At 50.8% G+C, this 25,179-nt stretch carries 24 protein-coding genes and 1 tRNA gene; 14 read left to right on the top strand and 11 right to left on the bottom strand.

The features are described 5' to 3' along the window. Window positions 1–109 precede the first annotated feature (109 nt). The 8 genes from chbG to ACXAGQ_RS08940 form a co-directional block, all read right to left on the bottom strand. Window positions 110–844 (bottom strand): chitin disaccharide deacetylase, encoded by a 735-nt coding sequence (gene chbG, locus ACXAGQ_RS08975; protein ID WP_475253369.1) that lies wholly within the window; start codon window positions 842–844, stop codon window positions 110–112. A 53-nt stretch (window positions 845–897) separates the two neighbouring features. Next, window positions 898–2,211, bottom strand: coding sequence for a 6-phospho-beta-glucosidase (locus ACXAGQ_RS08970; RefSeq protein WP_475253367.1), 1,314 nt, complete (start codon window positions 2,209–2,211; stop codon window positions 898–900). 9 nt (window positions 2,212–2,220) lie between these two features. Continuing rightward, window positions 2,221–2,532, bottom strand: a complete 312-nt coding sequence (locus ACXAGQ_RS08965) for a PTS lactose/cellobiose transporter subunit IIA (protein ID WP_475253365.1) — start codon at window positions 2,530–2,532, stop codon at window positions 2,221–2,223. 60 nt (window positions 2,533–2,592) lie between these two features. Continuing rightward, a complete protein-coding gene (locus ACXAGQ_RS08960; protein WP_475253363.1) occupies window positions 2,593–3,927 on the bottom strand; it encodes a PTS sugar transporter subunit IIC in 1,335 nt (444 codons plus the stop codon). A 105-nt stretch (window positions 3,928–4,032) separates the two neighbouring features. Next, window positions 4,033–4,338 carry a PTS sugar transporter subunit IIB gene (locus ACXAGQ_RS08955; protein WP_475253361.1) on the bottom strand — a complete coding sequence of 102 codons (306 nt, stop codon included), beginning with the start codon at window positions 4,336–4,338 and terminating at the stop codon, window positions 4,033–4,035. Between the two features lie 382 nt (window positions 4,339–4,720). Beyond that, a tRNA-Leu gene (locus tag ACXAGQ_RS08950) sits at window positions 4,721–4,806 on the bottom strand. Window positions 4,807–4,933: 127 nt separating this feature from the next. Further along, on the bottom strand, window positions 4,934–5,281 hold the full coding sequence (locus ACXAGQ_RS08945; protein ID WP_475253359.1) for a hypothetical protein: 348 nt from the start codon (window positions 5,279–5,281) through the stop codon (window positions 4,934–4,936). Continuing rightward, window positions 5,281–5,484, bottom strand: a complete 204-nt coding sequence (locus tag ACXAGQ_RS08940; RefSeq protein WP_475253357.1) for a hypothetical protein — start codon at window positions 5,482–5,484, stop codon at window positions 5,281–5,283. The genes ACXAGQ_RS08945 and ACXAGQ_RS08940 overlap by 1 nt, the downstream gene beginning before the upstream one ends. Window positions 5,485–5,715: 231 nt before the next feature. Here ACXAGQ_RS08940 and ACXAGQ_RS08935 point away from each other — a divergent pair, with 231 nt between their 5' ends. Next, the gene (locus tag ACXAGQ_RS08935; RefSeq protein ID WP_475253355.1) at window positions 5,716–6,210 is read left to right on the top strand and encodes an RDD family protein; all 495 of its coding nucleotides are present in this window, start codon (window positions 5,716–5,718) and stop codon (window positions 6,208–6,210) included. A 64-nt stretch (window positions 6,211–6,274) separates the two neighbouring features. Here ACXAGQ_RS08935 and lptG read toward each other — a convergent pair whose 3' ends face one another. Further along, the gene (lptG, locus tag ACXAGQ_RS08930) at window positions 6,275–7,345 is read right to left on the bottom strand and encodes an LPS export ABC transporter permease LptG (RefSeq protein WP_475253353.1); all 1,071 of its coding nucleotides are present in this window, start codon (window positions 7,343–7,345) and stop codon (window positions 6,275–6,277) included. Beyond that, window positions 7,345–8,445 carry an LPS export ABC transporter permease LptF gene (gene lptF / locus ACXAGQ_RS08925; protein WP_475253351.1) on the bottom strand — a complete coding sequence of 367 codons (1,101 nt, stop codon included), beginning with the start codon at window positions 8,443–8,445 and terminating at the stop codon, window positions 7,345–7,347. Before lptF ends, lptG begins: the two co-directional genes overlap by 1 nt. A gap of 196 nt (window positions 8,446–8,641) precedes the next feature. Here lptF and pepA point away from each other — a divergent pair, with 196 nt between their 5' ends. The 5 genes from pepA (at window position 8,642) to ACXAGQ_RS08900 (ending at window position 15,189) form a co-directional block, all read left to right on the top strand. Further along, window positions 8,642–10,150, top strand: coding sequence for a leucyl aminopeptidase (gene pepA, locus ACXAGQ_RS08920; RefSeq protein WP_475253349.1), 1,509 nt, complete (start codon window positions 8,642–8,644; stop codon window positions 10,148–10,150). 52 nt (window positions 10,151–10,202) lie between these two features. Next, window positions 10,203–10,652 carry a DNA polymerase III subunit chi gene (locus ACXAGQ_RS08915; protein WP_475253347.1) on the top strand — a complete coding sequence of 150 codons (450 nt, stop codon included), beginning with the start codon at window positions 10,203–10,205 and terminating at the stop codon, window positions 10,650–10,652. Between the two features lie 27 nt (window positions 10,653–10,679). Then, window positions 10,680–13,541: a valine--tRNA ligase gene (locus tag ACXAGQ_RS08910; RefSeq protein ID WP_475253345.1), complete on the top strand. Its 2,862-nt coding sequence runs from the start codon at window positions 10,680–10,682 to the stop codon at window positions 13,539–13,541. Between the two features lie 235 nt (window positions 13,542–13,776). After that, window positions 13,777–14,247: a DUF2061 domain-containing protein gene (locus tag ACXAGQ_RS08905; protein ID WP_475253343.1), complete on the top strand. Its 471-nt coding sequence runs from the start codon at window positions 13,777–13,779 to the stop codon at window positions 14,245–14,247. Between the two features lie 36 nt (window positions 14,248–14,283). Beyond that, window positions 14,284–15,189, top strand: a complete 906-nt coding sequence (locus tag ACXAGQ_RS08900; protein ID WP_475253341.1) for a bifunctional helix-turn-helix transcriptional regulator/GNAT family N-acetyltransferase — start codon at window positions 14,284–14,286, stop codon at window positions 15,187–15,189. A 78-nt stretch (window positions 15,190–15,267) separates the two neighbouring features. Here the strand turns inward: ACXAGQ_RS08900 and rraB are convergent, their stop codons facing one another. Continuing rightward, window positions 15,268–15,678 (bottom strand): ribonuclease E inhibitor RraB, encoded by a 411-nt coding sequence (rraB, locus tag ACXAGQ_RS08895; RefSeq protein ID WP_475253339.1) that lies wholly within the window; start codon window positions 15,676–15,678, stop codon window positions 15,268–15,270. A gap of 397 nt (window positions 15,679–16,075) precedes the next feature. Between rraB and ACXAGQ_RS08890 the strand changes: the two genes are divergently transcribed. From ACXAGQ_RS08890 to ACXAGQ_RS08855, 8 genes are all read left to right on the top strand, one after another. After that, window positions 16,076–16,282: a hypothetical protein gene (locus ACXAGQ_RS08890; RefSeq protein WP_475253337.1), complete on the top strand. Its 207-nt coding sequence runs from the start codon at window positions 16,076–16,078 to the stop codon at window positions 16,280–16,282. Between the two features lie 147 nt (window positions 16,283–16,429). Further along, on the top strand, window positions 16,430–17,875 hold the full coding sequence (locus ACXAGQ_RS08885; RefSeq protein WP_475253335.1) for a YfcC family protein: 1,446 nt from the start codon (window positions 16,430–16,432) through the stop codon (window positions 17,873–17,875). Window positions 17,876–18,714: 839 nt separating this feature from the next. Further along, window positions 18,715–19,935, top strand: coding sequence for an arginine deiminase (arcA, locus tag ACXAGQ_RS08880; protein ID WP_039456186.1), 1,221 nt, complete (start codon window positions 18,715–18,717; stop codon window positions 19,933–19,935). Between the two features lie 136 nt (window positions 19,936–20,071). Then, window positions 20,072–20,983, top strand: a complete 912-nt coding sequence (gene arcC / locus ACXAGQ_RS08875) for a carbamate kinase (RefSeq protein ID WP_475253333.1) — start codon at window positions 20,072–20,074, stop codon at window positions 20,981–20,983. 127 nt (window positions 20,984–21,110) lie between these two features. Next, the gene (locus tag ACXAGQ_RS08870) at window positions 21,111–22,121 is read left to right on the top strand and encodes an ornithine carbamoyltransferase (RefSeq protein WP_107299567.1); all 1,011 of its coding nucleotides are present in this window, start codon (window positions 21,111–21,113) and stop codon (window positions 22,119–22,121) included. A gap of 441 nt (window positions 22,122–22,562) precedes the next feature. Then, window positions 22,563–23,492 carry an aspartate carbamoyltransferase gene (gene pyrB / locus ACXAGQ_RS08865; RefSeq protein WP_475253331.1) on the top strand — a complete coding sequence of 310 codons (930 nt, stop codon included), beginning with the start codon at window positions 22,563–22,565 and terminating at the stop codon, window positions 23,490–23,492. 15 nt (window positions 23,493–23,507) lie between these two features. Continuing rightward, the gene (gene pyrI / locus ACXAGQ_RS08860) at window positions 23,508–23,972 is read left to right on the top strand and encodes an aspartate carbamoyltransferase regulatory subunit (protein ID WP_107299569.1); all 465 of its coding nucleotides are present in this window, start codon (window positions 23,508–23,510) and stop codon (window positions 23,970–23,972) included. A gap of 206 nt (window positions 23,973–24,178) precedes the next feature. Next, the gene (locus ACXAGQ_RS08855) at window positions 24,179–25,117 is read left to right on the top strand and encodes a serine protease family protein (protein ID WP_475253329.1); all 939 of its coding nucleotides are present in this window, start codon (window positions 24,179–24,181) and stop codon (window positions 25,115–25,117) included. Window positions 25,118–25,179 lie beyond the last annotated feature (62 nt).

The following is a 25,179-nucleotide window of genomic DNA, read 5'->3' as shown; positions in this document are numbered from 1 at the left end:
CCTCCCTGTTTTCTTGTTCAGATCGCAACATATAGCAAGTTGCCAGTAGAGTGCGCCAAGTCGGCATGGGGGAAGGGTGTACTACTGGCAACCGCTATTTACTGCCAGCCTAGCTCCGGGCCTGGGCAAGTGGCTGGAAACCACCAAGGGTCACCCCCCACCGACACAGTGCCTGTAACAATCGTTTATCGGTAAGGATATCGAGCTCCATCGCCCTTGGCAGGGAATAGCTACTAGCCTCAAGCAGGGGCTGATCAACAAAGGCGGGGTGGCACATGATTTCCAACACCTCGCACTGGCCACGAAAACGCGAAATAATAGCCAACAGCTTGTCTAAACTAAGCCCGTCACCATAAAAGCTTTGGCTAAACACATATTGCTGGGTGTTATAGGCTCGGCTCGCCCGAAGTGGTATGCGGTATCCACTCACGACCTCCTCAACCACAGGCTGCAATTTGGGATGCAGGTGAACATGGTGATGACTGTCGACATGGCTGAGCGGCAAGCCTGTCGCCAAGAAATATTCGATTTGTGCTGTGACTTCATCTGCCACTTGCTGCTCATCAAACACTTCCCTTTGCCAAAACTGCTCTTTGCTCAAAAACTGCCCGTCTTCGCCAACCAGGCAGGTTGCATTGGTTAACGGAGCACCAGTGGTAAACCGAAGATGCAACCCTACCGACAACGACGGCAACTGGGATGCGAGCTGTTCGGCATGTTGCTGTGCCGCCATTCCAACCATCATAGTGGTTGATCGCACAACCCCAAGCTGGCAGGCGTGTGCTATCCCAAGGTTAACCCCAGTTGTCAGGCCAAAATCATCCGCATTAAAAATAACATGCATAGCTTCCCTCTCTGTCAGTACTGCGGGGCTGATAGACCCGCCATACTGAATCCTCACTCGTTGGCAAAATTCGGCAGAAAATCATGATTTGTGCGCAGAATATCCTCAAGGATGGCTTTGGCACGGGTAATATCTGGCACCAGCGGGTTGCAGGACAATGCCATCAATGCCTTGCTGTGGCTCCCTTCAACAGCGGCTTCGATCGCAAGCTGCTCATAGGCTTTAACTTGGTGGATCAAGCCCGTTATTGCCGGGCTGAGTTTGCCAACAGCCAGTGGGCGAGCCCCCCAACTGCCAACCACAGCACTACATTCAATAACCGCATCATCGGGCAACGTCGAAATCGTGCCGTTATTCGGCACATTAATTACATGGATCGTTTTACGATCATTATAAATGGCATCGACCAAATTCAATGATGCGTCGGAATAGTATGCCCCACCGCGCATTTCAAGCTGCTTGGGTTTTTCTGCCAGGCCTTCATCACGATAAAGTGCGAACAGTTCTGATTCAGCCTTCATGACCTGCTCGGCCCGGGTCCCCCCGTCGCGCGCAGATGCTTTCTCTTCCGCAAGCATCGCATCCACTTGATAAAAGTAGCGATGATACGGGCAAGGAATCGCCCCCAAAGCGTTCAGGAAATCAGGATCCCAAGGCTCTTCAAAAATATTGTTCATACTGAAATTCTGGCCGTCACCCACTTTTTCCAGCACTTGTGCAGTGACATCCTTGCCATCAACCCATGCCCGGTGTGCCCAAACAAGATGGTTCAAACCAATACACTCTAAGGAAAGCTTCTCCGGCGGGCATGCCATCATCTCCGCTATCATCATCTGCATCGATACGGGGACATTACACAGCCCGATGGATTTGACTTGGGTATACTTCTGGATAGCTTCGGTGACGAGTCCTGCCGGGTTGGTAAAATTCAACATCCAGGCATTGGGGGCCAGCTCTTCAATATCCTTGCAAACCTCCAATATTACCGGGATAGTGCGCAATGCCTTGGCAAAGCCCCCCGGCCCGGTCGTCTCCTGGCCAATAACATCATATTTAATGGGAATGCGTTCGTCATTTGCCCTTGCCGGTAAGCCCCCAACCCGAAACTGGGTCATGACAAAATCCGCATTTTCTATTGCCGCCCGGCGGTCCAGTGATGCCTTGACCTTTATGTTAGCCCCGGCTTTCTCAACCATCCGTCGGGTCAGCCCTGCTATAATTTCTAGCTTTTCCCGCCCTTCCTCGATATCGACAAAGTGCATTTCTGTTACCGGTAGCGTATCAAGCCGCTTCAGCACGCCTTCGACCAGTTCAGGGGTATAGCTACTCCCGCCCCCAATAATGGCCAGCTTAAGTGATTGGTCCATAATCCGTCCTTATTTCTCAGACAACCTTTCATGCACCGCAACCATTTCTGTCGCCAGTTCATGGGCAAGAATGGTTGTCATCAGGTGATCTTGGGCATGCACCATCACCAACGTCATTTTGACCTTGCCCTCTCCCTGATCAGCTTCAATCAGCTGAGTCTGGATCAAATGGGCACGGTTAAGGCACTCTTTCGCTTGCTTGAGTAGTCCCTTAGCCTCCGATGTCTCCTCTTTACGCGCCTTGGCCAATGCTTCGTAACATAAGCTTCTTGCTTCACCGGCATTGACGATAATTTCCATCACTACAGATTCCTGATCCATCAGTCTCTCCTTCATCACAAGACATTCAACACTGCGGACCAAAGGCCCGCATCACTATCATTAAGCCGTCGCACCCTCACCGATTGGTGCTTTGTCCTTCTCTTTCTGAGCCACCGTTTCTTTCTCTTGTTCAAGCAATTGCTTTTCAAACATCTTGAAGAAGGGCAAGTAAATAAACAGGTCAAGGATAAGAAGCCCGATAACCAAGAAGACTGGAGAAAGCGTCCATCCTGCGCCCCACGATGCACCGATAATGGCCGGTGTCGTCCATGGCGTTGTTGCCACCCCCATACCGACAAGGCCGGAATGTACCGCCACATACGCAATGACGGCATTGACAATCGGTGCAAATACGAAAGGTACAAACAACATAGGGTTAAGTACCAAAGGCGTACCGAAGATAATGGGCTCATTGATTTGGAAGAACCCCGGTACCACACTCATCCGGCCTAGGCTGCGCAGGTGAACCGAGCGGCTAAAGACCATCAAGATAGCCAGTGCCAGGGTTGCACCGGAACCGCCGATGAAGATATAGAAATCCCAGAAGGGCTGGGTGAATATGTTCGGAATGGGCTCACCGGCAACAAATGCGTCAATATTCGCGCCAATGTTGGTCAAGAAAATCGGTGAGAGCAGGCCGACCACAATAGCAGCACCATGAATACCGGCAAACCACAGCAGCTGGGAAACCAGCAAGGCTCCAATAATTGCTGGCAATGAGTTCGAGGCACTGATCAATGGCTTGAACATCTGCATGACCGCATCAGGGATCAGCATTTCGTATTGAGACTGTACAAAGAGGCTCAACGGATACACGGTCATAAACACCACCAGCACCGGGATCAGCATTTCGAAAGAGCGGGCTATCGCCGGCGGAACCTGCTCTGGCAGGCGGATGGTAATGTTGTGCTTCTTGAGGAACCGGATCAGCTCAACAGAGTAAAATGCGCTGATCACCGCTGTAAAAATCCCGGTTCCCCCCATATGGGAGGTTGGCAAGCCCCCCTCACTGACAGGGGCAGCAACCAGCAGGAAGCACATCAAGGACAAACAGGTACTGGTGATGCCGTCCATCTGATAGGCACGGGCCAGGCTGTAGCCTATTCCCATCGATACAAAGACTGTCATGATGCCCATGGTCATGTTATAGGGCATCATAATCATGTCGAAGTTATTACTGGCAAAGTCCAGCCATGCCCGACCAAATCCATTTTGGGTATCTTCGGCAAAAGGAGGAAAGGCCAAAATTAATAAAAAGCTCCCCACAATAATAAATGGCATTGCGGTAATAAAACCATCTCTCATAGCCCTTACATGTTTTTGCGAGCCGACCTTTACAGCAATGGGGGCAATTTTATTTTCAACGAAAGCCATTAACTTATCGTAAAAATTCATATGGATAATCCTTTATTTAAAATGCAGCAACCCTTCCCGTATAATTAATACAGGAGGCATAGATATTCCTTATTATTAAATTTGCAGGTAAGAGGTAAATTACATTTACTTCGGCATCAAAGACAATGCTTGATCCAGCACCTCATCCCCTTTCATCATGCCGTATGCTGTCGGTGATATCGCCTCAATCCGCTTGCCGTAAAGCGAGGCTGTCTTTTGCAACTCGGCCAGTTGAAAGCGTACTTGAGGCCCAAGGAGGCAGACATCAAAGTCCTGAACCACATCTTCGAACGCACTGACAGGCAACGCCTCTATCCGGCAATCCATCCCCCGCTGTTCTGCTGCCCTTTCCATTCTCTGCACCAGCATGCTGGTTGACATACCTGCACTACAACATAATAAAATTTTCATGCTTTCACTCCGCTTATACTCACCCTTAATCATATTAAGAGAAAGTATATACAACATAAGATAAATATAAAGCGCAACCGGTTGCGTTCAGCGTGAGGATCGTCTCAATATCACTGATAATATATTTATTTATTTTCAACTTTATTTAATTATCAAAGTAATTAATAAATGAGAAAAACATGCCATTTTTATCATCACATCAACATAAATAAATAAATATGGAAATACTTCATGGTTTCTTTGGTTAGAGTACATACCGTTGCACAAAGTCTGTTACTTCGCTGGGAACGAGAGGGAACCGAAAATAAAGAAAAAGCAGGACAAAGAGAAAGGGCAAAAACAACAAAGCCCCGACTTTCGTCGAGGCTTTATCGTTTGAAAATGGTGCCCGGGGCCGGACTTGAACCGGCACAGTTATTCACCGGCGGATTTTGAATCCGCTGCGTCTACCAATTTCGCCACCCGGGCATGCGAATCATTCTACGTATCTGACTTTGCAACGCAATAGCAAAAACACTGAAAATGCCGTCAGGACGTTCGTTTGCTGATAAAGTGAGCGTTTTTGGCGCTACCCACCAATCGCTGAACTAAACAGCTACTTACCATCCCGCAAGTACCGGATAGCAAGAGCCGGTCCATAGCGGCACCACCAGCCCCAGCCCGTAAAAGCGAATTGATAAGGAAACCATTTCCCTGCCCATCCCAGCCTGCGGGTTATCGCTACAGAACCGCCATTGGGTACAATCACTTCCAGCTGGTGATTATCAAACATGAAAGGCAAACCGGCAGATATGCCCGAGCTAAAGTGACGGCGGTATACGCCCAACAGCGCAGACAACATGGCCGGGCTCGTCACTGTTAAAGTCAGCTGGCAGCCTTGAGCATTGAGGTGGGCAACATCAGCATTGATCCCCACCTCAATATCGCCATAGTATTCCAGCATCAGTCGAGATTACGACCACGGATGCTGATGCTGCCGTTAACCTTCCAAATGGAGTGATCCGGCTTGTCGCCAGCACCGCTTGGCACACTGATTTCTACATGGTCAAAATCATAGGTCAATTCGGCATGTCGCTCTGTCAATTTGTCATATAGGGCACCGGCCAACTCCGGCCAGTTAGTGGTATTGTCATGGGTATCAGCCATTGTTCTCGCTCCTCAATCTCTACGCCCAGCTTCAGGGCTTTCGATATGCTTTCGCTGCATCTCGTATACTGCACCGGACGCTTTGGCGGCAGACTCCAATAAATATAGTGCCACTGACCAAAACTGCTGCCGGGACGCCTCTCATTTCCAAGATCCGCCCCATTCACCCCTGCTGCTTATATTGCTACACTGCCTGCAACACCTTGAAGCTTCATTAATTTGGATAACCTTGTGAAAAAGAAGAAACAACCGGACGTTGATTCCACCAAACAATACCCAAGCCTGTTTCGCCGCTTAGCTGCCTGGCTCTATGACACCCTGGTTGTCGCTGCAGTACTGATGCTGGCTGGCGGTGTCGCTATCGGCTTGATGGCCATTTTAGTGGCAGTCGGCGCGGTCGATATTACTGGCTACGAAGATGTCAGTGCCTACATGACCTTACACCCTGTTGCCGGCTCACTTTATACCGGCTACCTTGCCATGGTGATTGTCGGCTTCTTTACCTATTTCTGGTGCCAAGCGGGACAGACCTTAGGCATGAGGGCATGGAAACTGCGCATCCAAAATAAAGATGGCTCGAATATACGCCCGACCCAGGCGATGATCCGCATGGCGACCTCTGCATTTGGATTGGGTAACTTGTTGGCACCATTTAGCAAGACCAAGCAGTCATTCCAGGATGCCATGGCAGACTGTGAAATGGTTGTCCTACCAAAGGTCAACTGATTAGCGGGCTCACAAGTTTCAGACATAAAAAAGGCGCCGACGGCGCCTTTTTTGTACTCTGGTGCTACAGCTTTCTGCGCAGCAAGTAAATGGTGATAAACAAGAACACCAAGCTCGGTCCTATCGCCCCGATGATCGGGTGGAGCCGGTAAACAATACTCATCGGCCCGAACACCTCGTTCGAGATATAGAAGCCAAAGCCAAAGATCACCCCCGACAATACCCGGGCTCCCATCGTCACCGAGCGAAGCGGACCGAAAACAAACGACAGCGCCAGCAGCATCATCACCGCAATCGAAAACGGCTGAAGTGCCTTGCGCCAGAATGCCAGAGCATAGCGTGATGAGTCCTGCTTGGAGTCCTCAAGGTAGTTCTTGTAGTCATAGACACCGGTCAGCGATAACTCCTCCGGCTTGAGGGTCACCACCGCCAGCTTGTCCGGCGTGAGCGTGGTCAGCCAATGCTGCTGTGCCAGGCGCTCGTTGGCTTGCTGCTCTTTACCCAAGGTCGTGACAGTCACATCTTTGAGCAGCCACCCGTTCTCGTTGTCATACTCCGCCGACTCGGCGAACGTTGAATGGGTCAGCTCATCTTTGTCGTTAAACTGCCAGATATTGATCCCGTAAAGCTCTTGCTGTTCATGGACCCGGCCGATATAGATAAAGTCGTTGTCATCTTTGGTCCAGACCCCGCGCTGCACGGAGAGGATATTACCGCCCGACGTCCACAGGGCACGCAATTCCCGCGCGGCTTTCTGGGCTTCAGGCGCCCCCCATTGGCCAAGCAGGGTTACCAGCAGCATCAAAGGCACCGCGGTCTTCAATACCGACAAGCCGATATCCAGCTTGGAGAAGCCTGCCGCCTGCATCACCACCAGCTCGGAGCTCGACGCCAGCATGCCCAGGCCAATCAGCGCCCCCAGCAACACGGCCATCGGGAAAAACATCTCGATATCGCGAGGCACACTCAGCAATACGTAAATAAGGGCTTTCCAAAGATCGTAGGTTCCATCGCCTACTTTACGCAGCTGCTCAACATATTTGATGATCGCCGACAGCCCCACCAGCGTCGACAGGGTCAGAGCCGAAGTCGAAATCAAGGTTCGGCCAATGTATAAATCCAGAATCTTAAACATTAGCCGCGTCTCCGAAACTTCTCTCTCACCTTACGCACCGCTAAGGTATCCCAACTATTCAAGGCTATCGCCACCACAAAAATTACCCCGTTGATCCCCCAAAGACCGATAGATGACGGCAAGGCACCATCCTCTACCCCCGACTTCGCGGCGCTGATCGCCAAAAAGTAGGTCAGGTAGATCAGCACTGCCGGGACTAACTTGGCAAAGCGCCCCTGACGCGGGTTCACTGCCGACAACGGCACGACCACCATGGTCAGCAGCGGAATACACAGCACCAGCGACATACGCCACTGGAACTCGGCCTTGGCTGCCAGCTCTGAACGCTGCATCAGCTCCAGAGTCGGCAGGGCATCCCAGTCACGGTTTTCCTCCCGTACCGCCCGCTGGCCAATCAACGCCTGGTAATCGTCAAACTGGGTGATTGAATAATCCAACCGCGTCGGGATCCCCTCATAACGGGTACCCTCTTTCAGGTCTAGTACCTGGCGGCCATCCGGCAGCTCGCTGACATAACCGCGGTCAGCCACCATCACACTCGGGCGCAGGGCATCGCGGGCCGAGAGCTGGGCAATAAACACCTTGTCCAGCCGGCTGCCACTGTTGGTAATATCGTTGACAAACACCACCCCTTGCCCATCCGGTGCGGCTTGGAACTGGCCTTTGACCAGTAAATCAAGGCCGGAATCCGCCTTGACCTGCTCCATCAGCTGCTCGGTTTTCTCCACCGACCATGGCGACAGCCACAGTGCATTGAACGCGGCAAATGAACCGGTGATAATCGCCAGCCACAAAGCAGCCTGGATCAAAAACTTGTTGCCAATACCGGTGGCATTCATCACGGTAATTTCGCTTTCGGCATACAATCGGCCGAAAGTCAGCAAAATACCGATGTACAAACTCAGCGGCAACATCAACAGTGCCATCGAAGGCATGTACAAACCGAGTAAGGTCACGATCAGATCACTCGGGATGGAACCCTCTGTTGCATCAGCTAGAATGCGAATAAATTTCTGACTGATAAAGACAAGAAAAAGGACAAAAAGGACCGCGAATTGGCTTTTTAATGTCTCACGCGTCAAATACCGAACAATAATCACGCTTTAATTACCCATAGAAAACTTGTTTTTTTACTGGAATCACTATAATTTTTCGGTTAATCAGTTATTTTTTTAATCTTTCGGCTAATTGTTAACCTGCACTTTAATCCTATACCGAATTTAGGGACCAGCAACATAAGTGCGGCATTATCTAACATTTAGCTTTAATTGTCTTTATTAGGATGTAGGAGTAAGCATGGAGTTCAGTGTAAAAAGTGGTAGCCCCGAGAAACAGCGCAGTGCCTGTATCGTCGTTGGCGTATTCGAACCACGTCGCCTTTCTCCCATTGCCGAACAGCTCGACAAGATCAGCGATGGCTATATTAGCTCGCTGCTACGCCGTGGTGATCTAGAAGGCAAGCCTGGCCAAATGCTGCTGCTTCACCATGTACCAAACGTATTATCAGAGCGTGTATTACTGGTTGGTTGTGGTAAAGAGCGCGAACTTGATGAACGCCAATACAAGCAGATCATCAAAAAAACCATTAGCACCCTGAACGAAACCGGTTCGATGGAAGCCGTCTGCTTCCTGACGGAACTGCACGTCAAGGGCCGCGATACTTACTGGAAGGTTCGCCAGGCCGTTGAAACGACCAAGGACAGCCTATATACCTTCAACCAGTTTAAGAGCAACAAACCGGAAACCCGCCGTCCACTGCGCAAGCTGGTATTCAACGTACCGACCCGCCGTGAACTGTCTCTGGGCGAGCGCGCGATTGCCCACGGCTTGGCTGTTGCCTCTGGCGTAAAGGCCGGTAAAGACTTGGGCAACATGCCGCCAAACGTGGCGAACCCGGCTTACCTGGCTTCACAAGCCCGCCGTCTGGCTGATGACTTCGACACGGTCAGCACCAAGATCATTGGCGAGCAGGAAATGAAAGAGCTGGGCATGACCTCATACCTAGCCGTCGGCCAAGGCTCGAAAAACGAAGCCATGATGTCGGTGATTGAATACAAGGGCAACCCTGATTCCGATGCCAAGCCAATTGTTCTTATCGGTAAAGGCCTAACCTTCGATTCAGGTGGTATTTCCATTAAGCCATCAGCCCAGATGGATGAGATGAAATACGACATGTGTGGTGCTGCGACCGTATTCGGAGCAATGAAGGCGCTGGCTAAGCTTAACCTACCGATCAATGTCGTGGGTATCCTGGCAGGTTGTGAAAACATGCCTGGTGGCGGTGCCTACCGTCCGGGTGACATCCTGACCACCATGTCTGGCCAAACTGTAGAAGTGTTGAATACCGATGCCGAAGGCCGCTTGGTACTTTGTGACGCGCTGACTTACGTTGAGCGTTTCGAGCCAGAGTGCGTTGTCGATGTCGCGACCCTAACAGGTGCCTGTGTGGTGGCTTTGGGTAACCATATCAGTGGTCTGCTTTCAAACCACAACCCACTGGCCCACGAGCTGATCAATGCGTCAGAGCAAGCCGGTGACCGTGCATGGCGCCTGCCGATGAACGACGAGTACCAGGAGCAGCTGGCAAGCCCGTTTGCCGATATGGCTAACCTAGGCTCGCCGGGCGCAGGTACCATTACCGCAGGTTGCTTCCTGTCTCGCTTTGCCAAGAAATACAACTGGGCGCACCTGGATATCGCAGGTACCGCTTGGGTCGGTGGCAAAGCAAAAGGTGCGACCGGTCGTCCGGTCCCATTGCTGGTCCAATTCCTGCTCAACCGAGCCGGCCTAGAAAACGTCGAGTAACATTGACGCTAGAGGGGGCCAAACGGCCCCCTTCGTTTATAGAGTAAACGCCATGACTCATGCTACTTTTTATATAATCAGTGAACAGCAACATGCAGAGGATAACGACTTCCAACTGCATTTTGCCTGTCATCAAGCAGCAATGAGTTACCGCCAGGGCCACAAAGTCTACTTGCTTGCCACAGACAAAGCGCAAGCAGAACAAATAGATGAGTACTTATGGCAGCTGGATCCCGATAACTTCGTGCCCCATAACCTGGTCGGTGAAGGCCCCCGTGGCGGTTCACCGGTCGAAATTGGCTGGCCCGGACTGCGCCACAGCGGACGGCGCGGGATCCTGATTAATTTGGGGCAAGGCGCACCAAATTTTGCCGTTACCTTCTCACAAGTGGTAGACTTCGTCCCTTGCGATGAAAAACAGAAGCAATTGGCACGCGAACGCTACAAGCAATATCGCCATGCTGGTATCCAGCTCAACACTGCCAATGCTGCGACGCCCTAATTCCACATAGATCCTTCTAAGAGCGCTATGGAAAAGACATACAACCCACAATCAATTGAAAAAGCGCTGTACCAGCGCTGGGAAGAGGCTGGTTACTTCAAGCCTCACGGTGACACATCAAAAGATGCCTACAGCATCATGATCCCACCGCCGAACGTCACAGGTAGCCTGCACATGGGCCACGCGTTCCAGGATACCATCATGGATACCCTGATCCGCTGTGAGCGTATGAAGGGCAAGAACACCCTATGGCAAGTCGGTACCGACCACGCAGGTATCGCGACCCAGATGGTTGTGGAGCGTAAGATTGCTGCCGAAGAAGGCAAGACCAAGCACGACTACGGCCGTGACGCTTTCATCGATAAAATCTGGGAGTGGAAAGGCGAGTCTGGTGGCACTATCACCAAGCAGCTTCGTCGCCTAGGCGCTTCTGTAGACTGGGATCGTGAGCGCTTCACGATGGACGACGGCCTGTCTAACGCGGTTCAGGAAGTCTTTGTACGCCTGTTCGAAGAAGATTTGATCTACCGCGGCAAGCGTCTGGTTAACTGGGATCCAAAACTGCACACTGCAATTTCCGATCTTGAAGTTGAGAACAAAGACAAGAAAGGCCACATGTGGCACTTCCGCTACCCGCTGGCTGACGGCGTGAAAACCGCTGAAGGCAAAGACTACATCGTGGTAGCAACAACCCGTCCGGAAACCATGCTGGGTGATACCGGTGTGGCAGTCAATCCGGAAGATCCGCGCTACAAAGATCTGATCGGCAAGGAAATCCTACTACCAATCGTTGACCGTCGTATTCCAATCGTAGGCGACGAGCACGCCGACATGGAAAAAGGCACAGGTTGTGTGAAGATCACCCCTGCGCACGACTTCAACGACTATGAAGTGGGCAAGCGCCACAGCCTGCCGATGATCAACATCCTGACCTTCAATGCTGATATCCGCAACGCGTCTGAAGTGTTCACCACCAACGGTGAGCCAAGCGATGCCTACAGCACTGAACTGCCAGAGAAATACCACGGTATGGAGCGCTTTGCCGCGCGTAAAGCTATCGTTGCCGAATTCGACGAGCTAGGCCTGCTGGAAGAAATCAAAGATCACGACCTAACCGTACCTTACGGTGACCGTGGTGGCGTGGTTATCGAGCCAATGCTAACTGACCAGTGGTACGTGCGTGCAGCACCTCTCGCTGAGCCTGCTGTTGCTGCGGTAGAAAACGGCGACATCCAGTTCGTACCTAAGCAATACGAAAACATGTACTTCTCTTGGATGCGTGATATCCAGGATTGGTGTATCTCTCGCCAGCTTTGGTGGGGCCACCGTATCCCAGCTTGGTACGACAACGACGGTAACGTTTATGTTGGCCGCAGCGAAGAAGAAGTTCGCGAGCAGAACAACCTGGCACCGGTTGTGGTTCTTCGCCAGGACGATGACGTACTGGATACTTGGTTCTCGTCTGCACTATGGACGTTCGGTACCCAAGGCTGGCCTGAGCAGACTGAAGACCTGAAAGTCTTCCACCCATCAGATGTACTGGTAACAGGTTTTGACATCATCTTCTTCTGGGTTGCCCGCATGATCATGATGACCATGCACTTCTGTAAAGACGAAGACGGCAAGGCACAGGTTCCGTTCAAGACAGTTTACGTAACGGGCCTTATCCGTGACGAAAACGGCGACAAGATGTCGAAGTCTAAAGGTAACGTGCTTGACCCAATCGACATGATCGATGGTATCGGTCTTGAAGACCTAGTTGAAAAACGCTGTGGCAACATGATGCAGCCACAGCTGGCCGCGAAGATCGAAAAGCAAACACGCAAGACTTTTGAAGACGGTATCGAACCTTACGGTACTGATGCCCTGCGCTTTACTCTTGCTGCTATGGCTTCTACCGGTCGTGACATCAACTGGGACATGAAGCGTCTTGAAGGTTACCGTAACTTCTGTAACAAGCTATGGAACGCCAGCCGTTACGTGCTGATGAACACAGAAGATCAGGATTGTGGCTTCGCCGCTGATGCCGAGCTTGAGTACTCGCTGGCTGACAAGTGGATCGAATCTCAGTTCGAGTTGGCTGCAAAAGAGTTCAACGGCCACATCGACAACTTCCGTCTGGACATGGCTGCGAACACGATTTACGAGTTCATCTGGAACCAGTTCTGTGACTGGTACCTAGAGCTAACCAAGCCAGTACTGTGGAAAGGCACTGAAGCGCAGCAGCGTGCAACACGCCGTACCCTGATCACTGTACTTGAGAAGACGTTGCGTCTAGCGCACCCAGTGATCCCATACATCACCGAAACTATCTGGCAGAGCGTGAAGCCGCTGGTAGACGGTGTTGAGGGCGACACTATCATGCTGCAGTCACTGCCTCAGTACGATGAAGCGAACTTCAACGAAGAAGCACTGGCTGACATCGAGTGGGTGAAGAGCTTTATCACCAGCATCCGTAACCTGCGTGCCGAGTACGACATTGCGCCGAGCAAGCCGCTTGACGTAATGCTGAAAGCCGCAGACGAAAAAGATGCAGCCCGCCTTGAAGCCAACAAGCAAGTACTGGTTTCCCTAGCCAAGCTAGAGAACATCCGCGTACTGGCTGCCGGTGAAGAGACACCAGCTTGTGCAACAGCACTGGTTGGCAAGTCTGAGCTGATGATCCCAATGGCTGGCCTGATTGACAAAGACGCTGAGCTTGACCGCCTGGCGAAAGAAATCAAGAAGACCGAAGGTGAAATCAAGCGCATCGAAGGCAAGCTAGGCAACCAAGGTTTCGTGGCTAAAGCCCCTGAAGCGGTTGTCGCCAAAGAGCGCGAGAAGCTTGATGGTTACAAAGAGACTCTAGTGAAACTGGCCGAGCAGCAAGCGACTATCGCAGCCCTGTAATCGCTAGTCATGACAAGTCATTAAATGCCGGCCATGTGCCGGCTTTTTTATTGCCGGCTATCCCTTAGCGCCGAGCCCTTAACACCGAACACTTAGCATCGCCCTATCCCTTCCCACCTGGTTAGCTCAACACAATCGATCATCGCTCACACCTATCAAACCGATAGATGACAATAGATTGCAAATGATAATAATTATCACTAATATCTAGTTATCAACTGAGGGAGAGACCACCATGAAAAAAACCATTAGCTTTGCCATTATCCACTTCTTTGTCGCATTCAGCGTTGCCTACTTACTGACAGGCGAGATCCTGATCAGCAGCCTGATCGCCATGATAGAGCCAATGGTCAATACGGTGGCTTTCTACTTCCATGAAAAAGCTTGGCAAACCAAGGCACTGCTTCGTAGTGGCTATGCCAACCCAGGACGCAAAACCTTCAGTTTTGCCGTTGTTCACTTCAGCGTCGCATTTGGTGTAGCCTACCTGCTCACCGGGGACGTGCTAGTGGGTAGTGTGATGGCAATGATTGAACCGGCTATCAATACCGTCGCCTACTACTTCCACGAGCGTATCTGGCAGAAGAAAACCGCCAAGCAAGCCGCCAAAGAAGCGATGGGGCACCTTGCTTGCCACCATGGTGAATTGCAGCAGTGCGCCGACGTCAGTGATATCACGGTTGACAACGTTGCGAGAAGCAACTAATTTTGATTGCACTACGCAACCAAAAGAGTTTGATACATGGACGCAGCTTCCCTCAGAGCCCAATCCCGCCTGCTCGTGCGGGAATTGGGTATGCTTGACCGCCAATGCGGCAGCCTTGATATTACCCCGGTACAAGCCCACGCCCTGATAGAGCTCGAAGAGCAGCCACTGTCAGTTAACCAATTGGCCAGCAGGCTAAAAGTCGACAAGTCCAACGCCAGCCGCACCACTGCCAGTTTGCTCAATGCCGGGTACCTGACAACCCAGGCCGATCCCGATGATGGCCGCAGGCAGCTATCCAGCCTGTCACCACAAGGCCAAGAGCTACTTAGTAACCTCAACCACTCGCTCAACCTCCAAGTCGCCGATTTCATGGCACAACTCGATCAGGATGAAATCGACAAACTCGCCCAAAGCCTGCAACGCTATACCAGGGCGATCCAAGCCAACAAGCAGCAAGAAGGCTATCAGCTCCGGCTGCTCACCCCGCTTGATAACGCTGCGATGGCTGCTGTAGTGCGTCGCGTATCCGCCGAACACGGCCTGACGGCAGACAAAGGATATGGTGTTGCCGATCCGACCTTGGATGCCCTCAGTGAGGTTTACAGCGAGCCAGGGAGTGCATTCTGGGTCGTAGAGAAGGACAACCGCATCTTAGGTGGTGGGGGGATTGCACCATTGGCAGGGGAAGAAGGCATCTGCGAGCTACAAAAAATGTATTTCTTGCCAGAGCTACGCGGCAAAGGCTTCGCCCGGCGCATCGCTGCCACGGCCTTGAAATATGCCCGTGAGCAAGACTTCAAGGCCTGCTACCTCGAGACAACCGCCTCGCTACAGGCGGCTATCAAGCTGTATCAGGGACTGGGCTTTGTCCATATCCCGCACGCGATGGGGCAGACCGGCCACGATGCCTGCGAAGTCAGGATGCTCAAGACGCTGTAGCGTCTTTGGCTGTATATGACAGGCACAAAAAAGCTGGCACTTGGCCAGCTTTTAACATTCAGTTACGGCTGTCGACGATTACTTTTCGTTTTCGTCTTCGTCTTCGTACTCTTCATCGTCGTCTTCGCCCGACTCGAAGTAAGTGCCCCAACCGTCGTAATCGATGTTGTGCTTTTCAGCAAGCTGGATCAGTTTATCAGCCTGCTCGTCAATCACATCGGCATTCAGAGCGGATTCCATGACGGCATCGAAACATACCACTTTACCGCCACCGTCTTCCGGTGCCAGCTCAAGCTCTTCGGCTTCCAATACTTCAAAGCCCATCTTGAAAGCTTCTACCGCCGCAGCTTCAAGCTCTTCGAACGTATCTGCCGAAAAGTGGTGCTCGATGGTGTAAAGCGCATCAGGATCACTGCCATCTTCCAGCAACGCGGCAATGATTTCGCGCGTTTCTTCCTTCTGCTCTTCGATTAGTTCTGCGTAAGACATGGGGAAACTCCACCTATGAAATAAATTCGAACGCAAATATCGCACGGATCGCAATAAAATACCAAATGAAATCGCCTCCGCCGGGAAACTTGATATTTATCAAACTAACGGTCGATTTATTTGCCCCAGCAATAAAATGATAAAATGCATAATATTCCCCGATATGCGCTTTAAGCGAATAAACATAAAACCCCAAATAGCATATTCACCCACAAAACCTAAAGAAATACCCTTGGCATTCCATTTACCGATAGGTGGGCGATATGAAAGCGCCAAAAAAATGTGAACAATCCCAAAGATATACTGCGCTCAGCGGCATAAAATTCACTGGCAACAAGCAAATAGAGCCACGGCAAAGACTGATGGCCAATTAAATAAGCATACGAGAGATACGATCATGAGTAACTTCTACCACGGCCCTGAGCCTGGGAGACGGCGCCGCAGCCAGTTGCGCCGCCCCCGTAGGGCACTCACCCACCTGACATCTGCAGCGGATAGCGATTTGCTTCCGGGATCCTTTGCAATGCCAGAGGGCGAGAGCACGGCTCCGACACCTCACCCAGCGTTGACACCTCTATCCAACCTGCTCCTGCAGCACGGATAAACAACCTATAAACCTTTTTAGTTAGTACCCACTAACACCTGGTTCTGCCTGCTCCGGCGTCAAGTCCGGCGAGCCCCGTCATGCCTGACGACAGGCCTGGTAGATGAATCACCCTTGTATTGGATGTACAAGGGCAAGGAGAAAACAATGACAACCGAAACCATGAAACAGGAAGAGAAAGGCGGTTTCTTCGCCAACTTCAAATTCCCTTCCGCTTACACCATTTTATTTGCCCTGATTGCCCTCGTCGCATTGATGACCTGGATCGTACCGGCCGGCCAGTACGAGCGTGTCATGAATGAGGATTTGGGCCGTGAAGTCCCTGTTACAGGCACCTACCAGCCAGTAGACAGCAACCCGCAGGGTGTGGTCGATGTGCTATTAGCACCGATTGACGGCTTCTACGATCACAACACTTATGAAGCAGCGGCTATCGATGTTTCACTTTTCATCCTGGTGATCGGTGGCTTCCTTGGCCTAGTGACTAAAACGGGGGCGATTGATGCCGGTATCGAACGCGTTACCGCCCGCCTTCAAGGCAGGGAAGAGATGATGATACCGATCCTGATGGCACTCTTTGCCGCAGGCGGTACTATCTACGGTATGGCAGAAGAATCACTACCTTTCTACACCCTACTCGTACCTGTCATGATGGCCGCCCGCTTTGACCCGGTAGTTGCGGCTGCAACCGTACTGCTTGGCGCCGGTATCGGTACCCTTGGCTCAACCATCAACCCGTTTGCAACCGTTATTGCCGCTAACGCCGCAGGTATCCCATTCACTGATGGCATCATGCTCCGCGTTGCTATGCTGGTTGTTGGCTGGTTGATTTGTGTCGGCTACGTAATGCGCTATGCCAAGATGGTTCGCGCTGACAAAACCAAATCTATTGTCTACGACAAATACGAAGAGAACAAAGCCCACTTCCTGGGTAACCAGTCTGGCGAAATGCTGGAGTTCACCAAAACCCGCAAAGTGATCTTGGCAATCTTCGCCGCATCATTCGGCATCATGATTTACGGTGTAGCCGTTGCAGGTTGGTGGATGGCTGAAATTTCAGGCATGTTCCTGGCATCAACTATTATCATCGGCCTGATTGCCCGCATGAGCGAAGAAGAGTTTACTTCAAGCTTCATTGATGGTGCTCGCGACCTACTGGGTGTTGCACTTATCATCGGTATCGCCCGCGGTATCGTGGTGATTATGGACCGCGGTATGATCACAGACACCATCCTAAACGCTGCCGAGCACGCAGTTACCGGCCTGTCATCTATCGTGTTCATCAATGTGATGTACTGGCTAGAGATCCTACTATCGTTCCTGGTTCCCTCATCATCAGGCCTAGCGGTATTAACAATGCCAATCATGGCTCCACTGGCGGACTTCGCTGGCGTCAGCCGTGACCTTGTGGTCACTGCCTACCAGTCTGCATCCGGCATTGTGAACCTAATGACACCAACATCAGCGGTAGTTATGGGTGGCCTGGCCATTGCCCGCGTGCCTTACGTGCGCTGGGTGAAATGGGTTGCGCCATTGCTAGGTATTCTAACCGTACTGATCATGGCCATGCTGAGCGTCGGCGCCATGCTGTAAATCCCCCCCTTTCGATCTTGCTTACTTCGCCGCCCTTCTGGGCGGCTTTTTTATACCTCAATCTCAACATCCCCTAGCCTTTACCTAAAGGCCAGATAACCAAGAGATCAATTGGCCTTCGTAGCACTGATTGGTAAGAAACGAGCTGGCAGATGACTTGGGTATATACCCCTTACATGCTCTAGCAATCCATCAGCACACTTCTCTTTGGATCATAACTTTGTGTTTATTTCCCGCCATATATAACAGAATAACATTCCAATAAACCGCAAAATTTATTAACTCAAATATCAATAATTCACCACAAAAACGTCATTAAACTAATTTAAAACTAAATCACGCCATGTAAAACCAATCAAAGTTATGAGTTTTAATCCGTGTATTTAAATTACAAAAAGCCAAATTAAAAATATAAAAGGAAAAAAATTTGTTACCAACCAAGTAACATTCCCATTATTTCTATATAGACAAACACTTTTAGTGCATAAGATTATACTTTTCACATCTGCATAACGTGAAAATTTCTGAATAAGATTTCCCAACCGCCAAGCAAACCACTTAACAACAATAACTTACAAAAAACAAACCCACTGTAAACCTAGACAAAGCACATAAATACCCATGCACGTAAGCGAGTGACAACTGCATTAAAAATGTTAATAAAACAAATATATAGCGTTATCATATTAATAATAAAAGTGTGATAAACCTCTAAGACTGAGAATGCCTTAAGGGTAAAATAAAACCCAGATACGAAAGCAAAGAAATAAATAAACTCTTACTTTGCAATAAAACAAATACAGCCAAACACTTGGCAATAAATAAAGAGAGATACGATCATGAGTAAGTTTTACGTAGGTTCTGAAATAGGTCAATTGCGCCGCGTTCTTATCCACCGCCCAGAACGTGCCCTAACTCACCTAACTCCATCAAACTGTCACGATCTACTATTTGATGATGTATTAGCCGTTGAACGCGCAGGCCAGGAACACGACGTATTTGCTAACACACTGCGCGAGCAAGGTGTTGAAGTTATGCTTCTTGGTGATCTACTAGCAGATACATTAGAAGTACCAGAAGCAAAAGACTGGCTTCTGAAGACCCAAATCTCTGACTACCGCCTAGGCAATGCATTCGCTAACGATGTACGCTGCTTCCTAGCAGACCTACCAAGCAAAGAGTTGTCTTCAATCCTTCTTGGCGGCCTAAGCTACGCAGAGCTACCAATTAAATCATCTTCAATGATGCAGGGTATGCACGAGCCAACTGACTTCATCATTGAACCACTTCCAAACCACCTGTTCACCCGTGATACATCTTGCTGGGTATACGGCGGCGTGTCTATCAACCCAATGGCAAAACCTGCTCGTCAGCGTGAAACCAACCACGTTCGCGCTATCTACCGCTGGCACCCAACCTTCGCAGGCCAGGACTTCATCAAGTACTTCGGCGACGAAGAGAAGATGTACGATAACTCAACTATCGAAGGCGGCGACGTATTGGTTATCGGTAAAGGCGCAGTGCTTATCGGTATGTCTGAGCGTACGACTCCACAGGGTGTTGAGCAGTTGGCATCTAGCCTGTTCAAGCATGGCGAAGCGAAGCAAGTTATCGCGATGCAGCTACCTAAGCACCGCTCTTGTATGCACCTAGATACCGTAATGACGCACATGCGTGAAGATACGTTCTCTGTTTACCCAGAAGTTGTGCGTAAAGACGTACAGTGCTGGAGCCTAACTGGCGACGAGTCTGGCGCGGTGAAAGTGAAAGAGGAAGGCTACTTCGTTACTGCTATCGAGAAAGCACTAGGCGTAGACAAGCTAAACCTAATCACTACTGGTGGAGACAGCTTCGAAGCTGAGCGTGAGCAGTGGAACGATGCGAACAACGTACTAACTGTTAAGCCAGGCGTGGTTATCGGTTACGAGCGTAACACCTACACCAACGAGAAGTACGACAAGGCAGGCATCACAGTCCTACCTATCCCAGGTGATGAGCTAGGCCGCGGCCGTGGTGGTGCTCGCTGCATGAGCTGCCCAATCGAGCGTGACGGTATCTAATACCAAGGCACTTAGCCAAACCTGACGGCCGGTGCTCGGCACCGGCCACACAGCAGCAAGACCTCTCAGAATCCATTTAGGCGAAAAGCCAAACAAAACACAATAACACTGAGAGTACATCAAGAGAGACGATCACATGACCAAACAAACTGTTGTAGTGGCACTGGGCGGCAATGCCCTGCTTCGCCGCGGCGAGCCACTCGAAGCTGATATCCAACGCCAGAACATTGCCCAGGCAGCCCAAACCATTGCGGAAATTGGCAAAGAATACAATGTGGTTCTGGTACACGGCAACGGCCCACAGGTTGGCCTGCTAGCCCTGCAAGGGTTGGAATACAAAAAGGTTAACCCATACCCATTGGACGTACTGGGCTCAGAAACCCAGGGCATGATTGGCTACATGCTGATGCAGGAGCTGAAAAACCTACTGCCGGAGCAAGACGTTTCCTGCATGCTAACCCAAATGACCGTAGACCCGAATGATCCTGCCTTTGCAGATCCAACCAAGCCTATCGGCCCGGTCTACGAAGAAGCCGAAGCCCGCGAAATGGCTGAGAAATACCACTGGACTGTCAAGCCTGACGGCCAGTACTTCCGCCGCGTCGTACCTAGCCCGCTTCCAACCGGGATTGTTGAAAGCGATGCGATCACCACCCTGATCAAACAAGAGCACCTAGTGATCTGTACCGGCGGCGGCGGTATTCCGGTGAAAAAAGAAAATGGCAAATTGGTTGGTGTAGAAGCAGTTATCGACAAAGACATGTCTGCGGCATACCTTGCCCAGCAGCTTGATGCCGATGCCCTGCTGATCCTGACCGATGCCGATGCGGTTTACCTTGACTGGGGTAAACCAACCCAGAAAGCACTGCGCAGCACCAACCCGCGCGAGCTGGCTCAGTACGCTTTCGATGCTGGCTCCATGGGGCCAAAAATCGATGCCTCATGCGAGTTCATCAAAAAAGGCGGCAAGCTGGTTGGTATCGGCGCCCTTGCAGATGGCCTAGCCATCCTAAAAGGTGAAGCCGGCACAAATATTATTGCAGAATAAAAGAATATTTATTCACAAAACACAAATAATACGTTAAACAATACATAATAGCTTCCGGCGGCGGGGCAACCATTACAACCCAGCCCTTCCCCGGACAGAGAGATACAGATTCAGAGAGGATAACATCATGGCTTTTAACCTTCGCAACCGTAACTTCCTAAAACTTCTAGACTTCACTCCACGTGAAATCCAGCACCTGCTAGAGCTATCTGCTGAGCTGAAAAAAGCGAAGTACAACGGTTACGAGCAGCCTCGCCTAACTGGCAAGAACATCGCACTGATCTTCGAGAAAACATCGACTCGTACACGCTGTGCATTTGAAGTAGCAGCATTCGACCAGGGCGCACAAGTTTCTTACCTTGGCCCATCTGGCTCTCAAATCGGCCACAAAGAATCAATGAAAGACACCGCCCGCGTTCTTGGTCGCATGTATGACGGCATCGAGTACCGCGGTTTCGGTCAGGAAATCGTTGAAGAGCTAGGCGCTTACGCTGGCGTACCAGTATGGAACGGCCTGACTGACGAATTCCACCCAACTCAAATCCTGGCTGACTTCCTGACTATGATGGAGCACGGCCGTGGCAAGCAGCTACACGAAATGAAATTTGCCTACCTAGGCGATGCGCGCAACAACATGGGTAACTCCCTAATGGTTGGCGCAGCGAAAATGGGTATGGACATCCGCCTAGTGGCACCTAAGCAGTTCTGGCCTGAAGAAGCACTTGTTGCTCAGTGCCGTGAAATCGCAGAGACCACTGGCGCGAAAATCACTATGACCGAAGACGTACAAGAAGGCGTTGAAGGCGTAGACTTCCTATACACTGACGTTTGGGTATCTATGGGTGAAGCGAAAGAAGCATGGGCTGAGCGTATCAACCTAATGCTGCCTTACCAGGTCAACATGGACATGATCAAAGCCACTGGCAACCCACACGTTAAATTTATGCACTGCCTACCAGCCTTCCACGGTGAAGACACAACTGTTGGTAAGCAGCTAGCAGCAGAATACCCAGTACTGGCACAAGGCTGTGAAGTAACTGATGAAGTGGTTGAGTCTGACTACTCTATCGTATTCGACGAAGCAGAGAACCGTATGCACACCATCAAAGCTGTGATGGTCGCCACACTGGGTCAGTAATCGACTCTCTTGAGTGTAACAACTCTCAAACCCATACCGGCCTTCGGGCCGGTATTTTTATGCCTGCCAATCCGCTACCCGAGCTCTCTTCGTTCAAAAACAAGCCCTTACAGTTCACAGGGTTAGAATGCCATTCCTAGCCCGTAAAATGCCGCCGAAAATTGCATAAAATTCCGCTAAATGAATACTTTAGGCAAACGCTTGCGTTCGCTGAAAATGGGGGTATAATCCTTCGCAATTTGTCTAGAGAGAGATAAAAAATGCGCCCGTCTTTTCAGCTAAACCTGATGACCCTTCGCCGATTTTCGGCGGAAGCGCCGTTTTTTGTTTTTCCTGTTTTTGTAAAAAGAGCCTCCTTTTTTAAGGGGGCTTTTTTTTGCCTGCTGTCCACACCAGCCGGCACCTGTCGTTCATCATCGTAATTAAAAGGGAAGAGAAGCCATGGCGAATTCGCTGTTTCAAAAGCACATCATTTCCATTCCGGAACTGAGCCGTAGTGAGCTTGAGCTAGTTGTCGAGACGGCTGGCAAACTGAAAGCCGAGCCGAACCCTGAACTTCTGAAGAACAAGGTTGTTGCAAGCTGTTTCTTCGAGCCATCTACCCGTACCCGCCTGTCTTTCGAGACGGCTATCCAGCGCCTGGGCGGTACCGTAATTGGTTTTGACAACGGTGGTAATACTTCACTGGCGAAGAAAGGCGAGACCCTGTCCGACTCGGTACAGGTCATTACGTCCTATGTTGATGCCTTCGTCATGCGCCACCCACAGGAAGGCGCAGCCCGCCTTGCCTCTGAGTTCTCCAACGGCGTACCTATCATCAACGGTGGTGACGGTGCCAACCAACACCCAACCCAGACTCTGCTGGACCTGTTCACCATCTACGAAACCCAGGGCACGCTGGACAACCTGAATGTTGCCTTCGTCGGTGATCTGAAATACGGCCGCACGGTTCACTCCCTGACCCAAGCGCTAGCCAAGTTCAACAACGTGAAGTTCTTCTTCATCGCCCCAGAAGTGTTGGCGATGCCTGACTACATCTGCGAAGAGCTGGACGAAGCCGGCATCAGCTACAGCCTGCACAGCGCGATGGAAGAGGTGATCCCTGAGCTGGACATCCTGTACATGACCCGCGTCCAGAAGGAGCGCTTCGACGAGTCGGAGTACGCCCACATGAAGGCCGCTTACATCCTAACTGCATCAATGCTGGCCGAAGCCCGCGACAACCTGAAAGTACTGCACCCGCTACCACGCATTGACGAAATCACCACAGATGTCGACAAGACCAAGCATGCTTACTTCTTCCAGCAAGCAGAAAACGGTGTGTACGCACGTGAAGCCCTATTGGCACTGGTCCTTAACGAAGAAATCTAAGCAGGAGAGAATATAATGGCGAAGGAAACACAACTACAGGTCGAAGCAATCAAAAACGGCTCAGTGATCGACCACATTCCTGCAAACATTGGCTTCAAGGTACTGAAGCTGTTCAAGATGCACAAAACTAACCAGCGCGTGACGGTTGGCCTGAACCTGCCGTCTTCGGCACTGGGTGCGAAAGACCTGATCAAGATTGAAAACATCTTCATCAGCGAAGAGCAGGCAAGCCAGCTGGCCCTGTACGCACCACAGGCGACAGTTAACCAAATCGAAAACTACGAAGTGGTGAAGAAGCTAAACCTGACCTTGCCAGAGCAAATCAATGCCGTGTTCAAATGCCCGAACACCAACTGTATTTCACATGGCGAGCCGGTCGACAGCAGCTTCAAGGTCATTACCAAGAAAGAAGATATCCAGCTCAAGTGTAAGTACTGCGAGAAGGTGTTCTCACGCGAAATCGTGACCGAAAACCACTAATCAAACTGCGATAAGCTTAGCTAACAGACTGAAAAAATGTCTCATTAGCGACATTTCCTGCCCTAGGAAAAAGAAAGCCTGCTCATCTTTGAGCAGGCTTTTTTATTCTCATTTCCGGCAACGATAGATTGCCAGCCCCTCACTACCTTTAAGTTTCCGGCCCCGCGTGCCGGACAAAAACAACAATAAAAAATAAGGCTAGTGAAATGAGAAAAATTGCGCAAAAGATAGTGGCTTGCAGGCCAGAGCTTGCCCGTCCCTGCTGTATCCTTCTAGCAACTCTCACCCTGTCCGGCTGTGTCACCAGCAACGGTCCAGTCCAACAGACCTACCAGCACTCCGCCAATGAAATGGTGGTGATCGGTGTACCTATGCTAATGGGCGGTTTTGGCTCAGCCGTCCCCGTTAATGATAATTATATGATAACGGCGAAGCATGTCGCCCAACTGTCCTGGGATGCAGGAGTCATTTACCACCCGGCCTGTGATCTCGCCCTGATCCCCCGCCAGTCAAATGCCCAACCGACTTGGGGCTTGATCTACCCAGAGCAAAACGTCATCCACCATGGCCACTCGCTGGTCGGGACAACGGTCAGCGGCGAAGGGAAATACCTCCAAGACGTGGTCGATACCAATACCGACTGCCTCTACTCCCTCAGTGACGCCCCCGTCATGTCGGGCATGAGCGGTGGCCCGGTATTCAACGAAGAGGGCGAAATCGCTGGGATCACGGTCGCTATCGTCAACAACCCGGAAGATCTGCAAAACTTGAAGCCGGCAACCCGGTACAGCCAGTTTGTGCCCTCTCCCTTGATCTTCGACTGGCTTGATGCGCTTGGAATTACAGTCCAATCGGCCAGCCCCGAGCTTGCCGGCATCAAGGTGTCCGACTATGTCACTAAACTCAACCGGCCGGGCAGCGAAGCGCTCCAGGTTGCCAGCAACACTGCTGTAGTGCCGGGCAGCTCTGCGCAACAAGGTACTCTGCGGCCGGCCACCCAGTACAACACTTATATGCCAAGTACTATGTCTGGCCTGAATATACCAGAGGAAAATGACGGTGTGGCAGCTAACCAGTCCAAGCCAGGCTCCAAGTTAAATCCTCGGACCCTATTGGATAGGTCGGGATATAATTCCTCATTCTAACCAAATAGTTGGCATTTTATTTTGGTGATAGGGGTCAATAAATTTCACTGACATTGTTGATA

Source organism: Photobacterium sp. ABD4_091 (genome assembly GCF_056160145.1).
The sequence above is the reverse complement of the archived record's forward strand: the minus strand, read 5'-3'. Positions and strand labels throughout refer to the sequence as shown.

Excerpts from the sequence above, each read along its gene's own strand:
- chbG (WP_475253369.1), bottom strand. The coding sequence starts at position 844 with ATGCATGTTATTTTTAATGCGGATGATTTTGGCCTGACAACTGGGGTT.
- ACXAGQ_RS08970 (WP_475253367.1), bottom strand. The coding sequence starts at position 2,211 with ATGGACCAATCACTTAAGCTGGCCATTATTGGGGGCGGGAGTAGCTAT.
- ACXAGQ_RS08965 (WP_475253365.1), bottom strand. The coding sequence starts at position 2,532 with ATGGATCAGGAATCTGTAGTGATGGAAATTATCGTCAATGCCGGTGAA.
- ACXAGQ_RS08960 (WP_475253363.1), bottom strand. The coding sequence starts at position 3,927 with ATGAATTTTTACGATAAGTTAATGGCTTTCGTTGAAAATAAAATTGCC.
- ACXAGQ_RS08955 (WP_475253361.1), bottom strand. The coding sequence starts at position 4,338 with ATGAAAATTTTATTATGTTGTAGTGCAGGTATGTCAACCAGCATGCTG.
- ACXAGQ_RS08945 (WP_475253359.1), bottom strand. The coding sequence starts at position 5,281 with ATGCTGGAATACTATGGCGATATTGAGGTGGGGATCAATGCTGATGTT.
- ACXAGQ_RS08940 (WP_475253357.1), bottom strand. The coding sequence starts at position 5,484 with ATGGCTGATACCCATGACAATACCACTAACTGGCCGGAGTTGGCCGGT.
- lptG (WP_475253353.1), bottom strand. The coding sequence starts at position 7,345 with ATGTTTAAGATTCTGGATTTATACATTGGCCGAACCTTGATTTCGACT.
- pepA (WP_475253349.1), top strand. The coding sequence starts at position 8,642 with ATGGAGTTCAGTGTAAAAAGTGGTAGCCCCGAGAAACAGCGCAGTGCC.
- ACXAGQ_RS08915 (WP_475253347.1), top strand. The coding sequence starts at position 10,203 with ATGACTCATGCTACTTTTTATATAATCAGTGAACAGCAACATGCAGAG.
- ACXAGQ_RS08910 (WP_475253345.1), top strand. The coding sequence starts at position 10,680 with ATGGAAAAGACATACAACCCACAATCAATTGAAAAAGCGCTGTACCAG.
- ACXAGQ_RS08905 (WP_475253343.1), top strand. The coding sequence starts at position 13,777 with ATGAAAAAAACCATTAGCTTTGCCATTATCCACTTCTTTGTCGCATTC.
- ACXAGQ_RS08900 (WP_475253341.1), top strand. The coding sequence starts at position 14,284 with ATGGACGCAGCTTCCCTCAGAGCCCAATCCCGCCTGCTCGTGCGGGAA.
- rraB (WP_475253339.1), bottom strand. The coding sequence starts at position 15,678 with ATGTCTTACGCAGAACTAATCGAAGAGCAGAAGGAAGAAACGCGCGAA.
- ACXAGQ_RS08890 (WP_475253337.1), top strand. The coding sequence starts at position 16,076 with ATGAGTAACTTCTACCACGGCCCTGAGCCTGGGAGACGGCGCCGCAGC.
- ACXAGQ_RS08885 (WP_475253335.1), top strand. The coding sequence starts at position 16,430 with ATGACAACCGAAACCATGAAACAGGAAGAGAAAGGCGGTTTCTTCGCC.
- arcA (WP_039456186.1), top strand. The coding sequence starts at position 18,715 with ATGAGTAAGTTTTACGTAGGTTCTGAAATAGGTCAATTGCGCCGCGTT.
- arcC (WP_475253333.1), top strand. The coding sequence starts at position 20,072 with ATGACCAAACAAACTGTTGTAGTGGCACTGGGCGGCAATGCCCTGCTT.
- ACXAGQ_RS08870 (WP_107299567.1), top strand. The coding sequence starts at position 21,111 with ATGGCTTTTAACCTTCGCAACCGTAACTTCCTAAAACTTCTAGACTTC.
- pyrB (WP_475253331.1), top strand. The coding sequence starts at position 22,563 with ATGGCGAATTCGCTGTTTCAAAAGCACATCATTTCCATTCCGGAACTG.
- pyrI (WP_107299569.1), top strand. The coding sequence starts at position 23,508 with ATGGCGAAGGAAACACAACTACAGGTCGAAGCAATCAAAAACGGCTCA.
- ACXAGQ_RS08855 (WP_475253329.1), top strand. The coding sequence starts at position 24,179 with ATGAGAAAAATTGCGCAAAAGATAGTGGCTTGCAGGCCAGAGCTTGCC.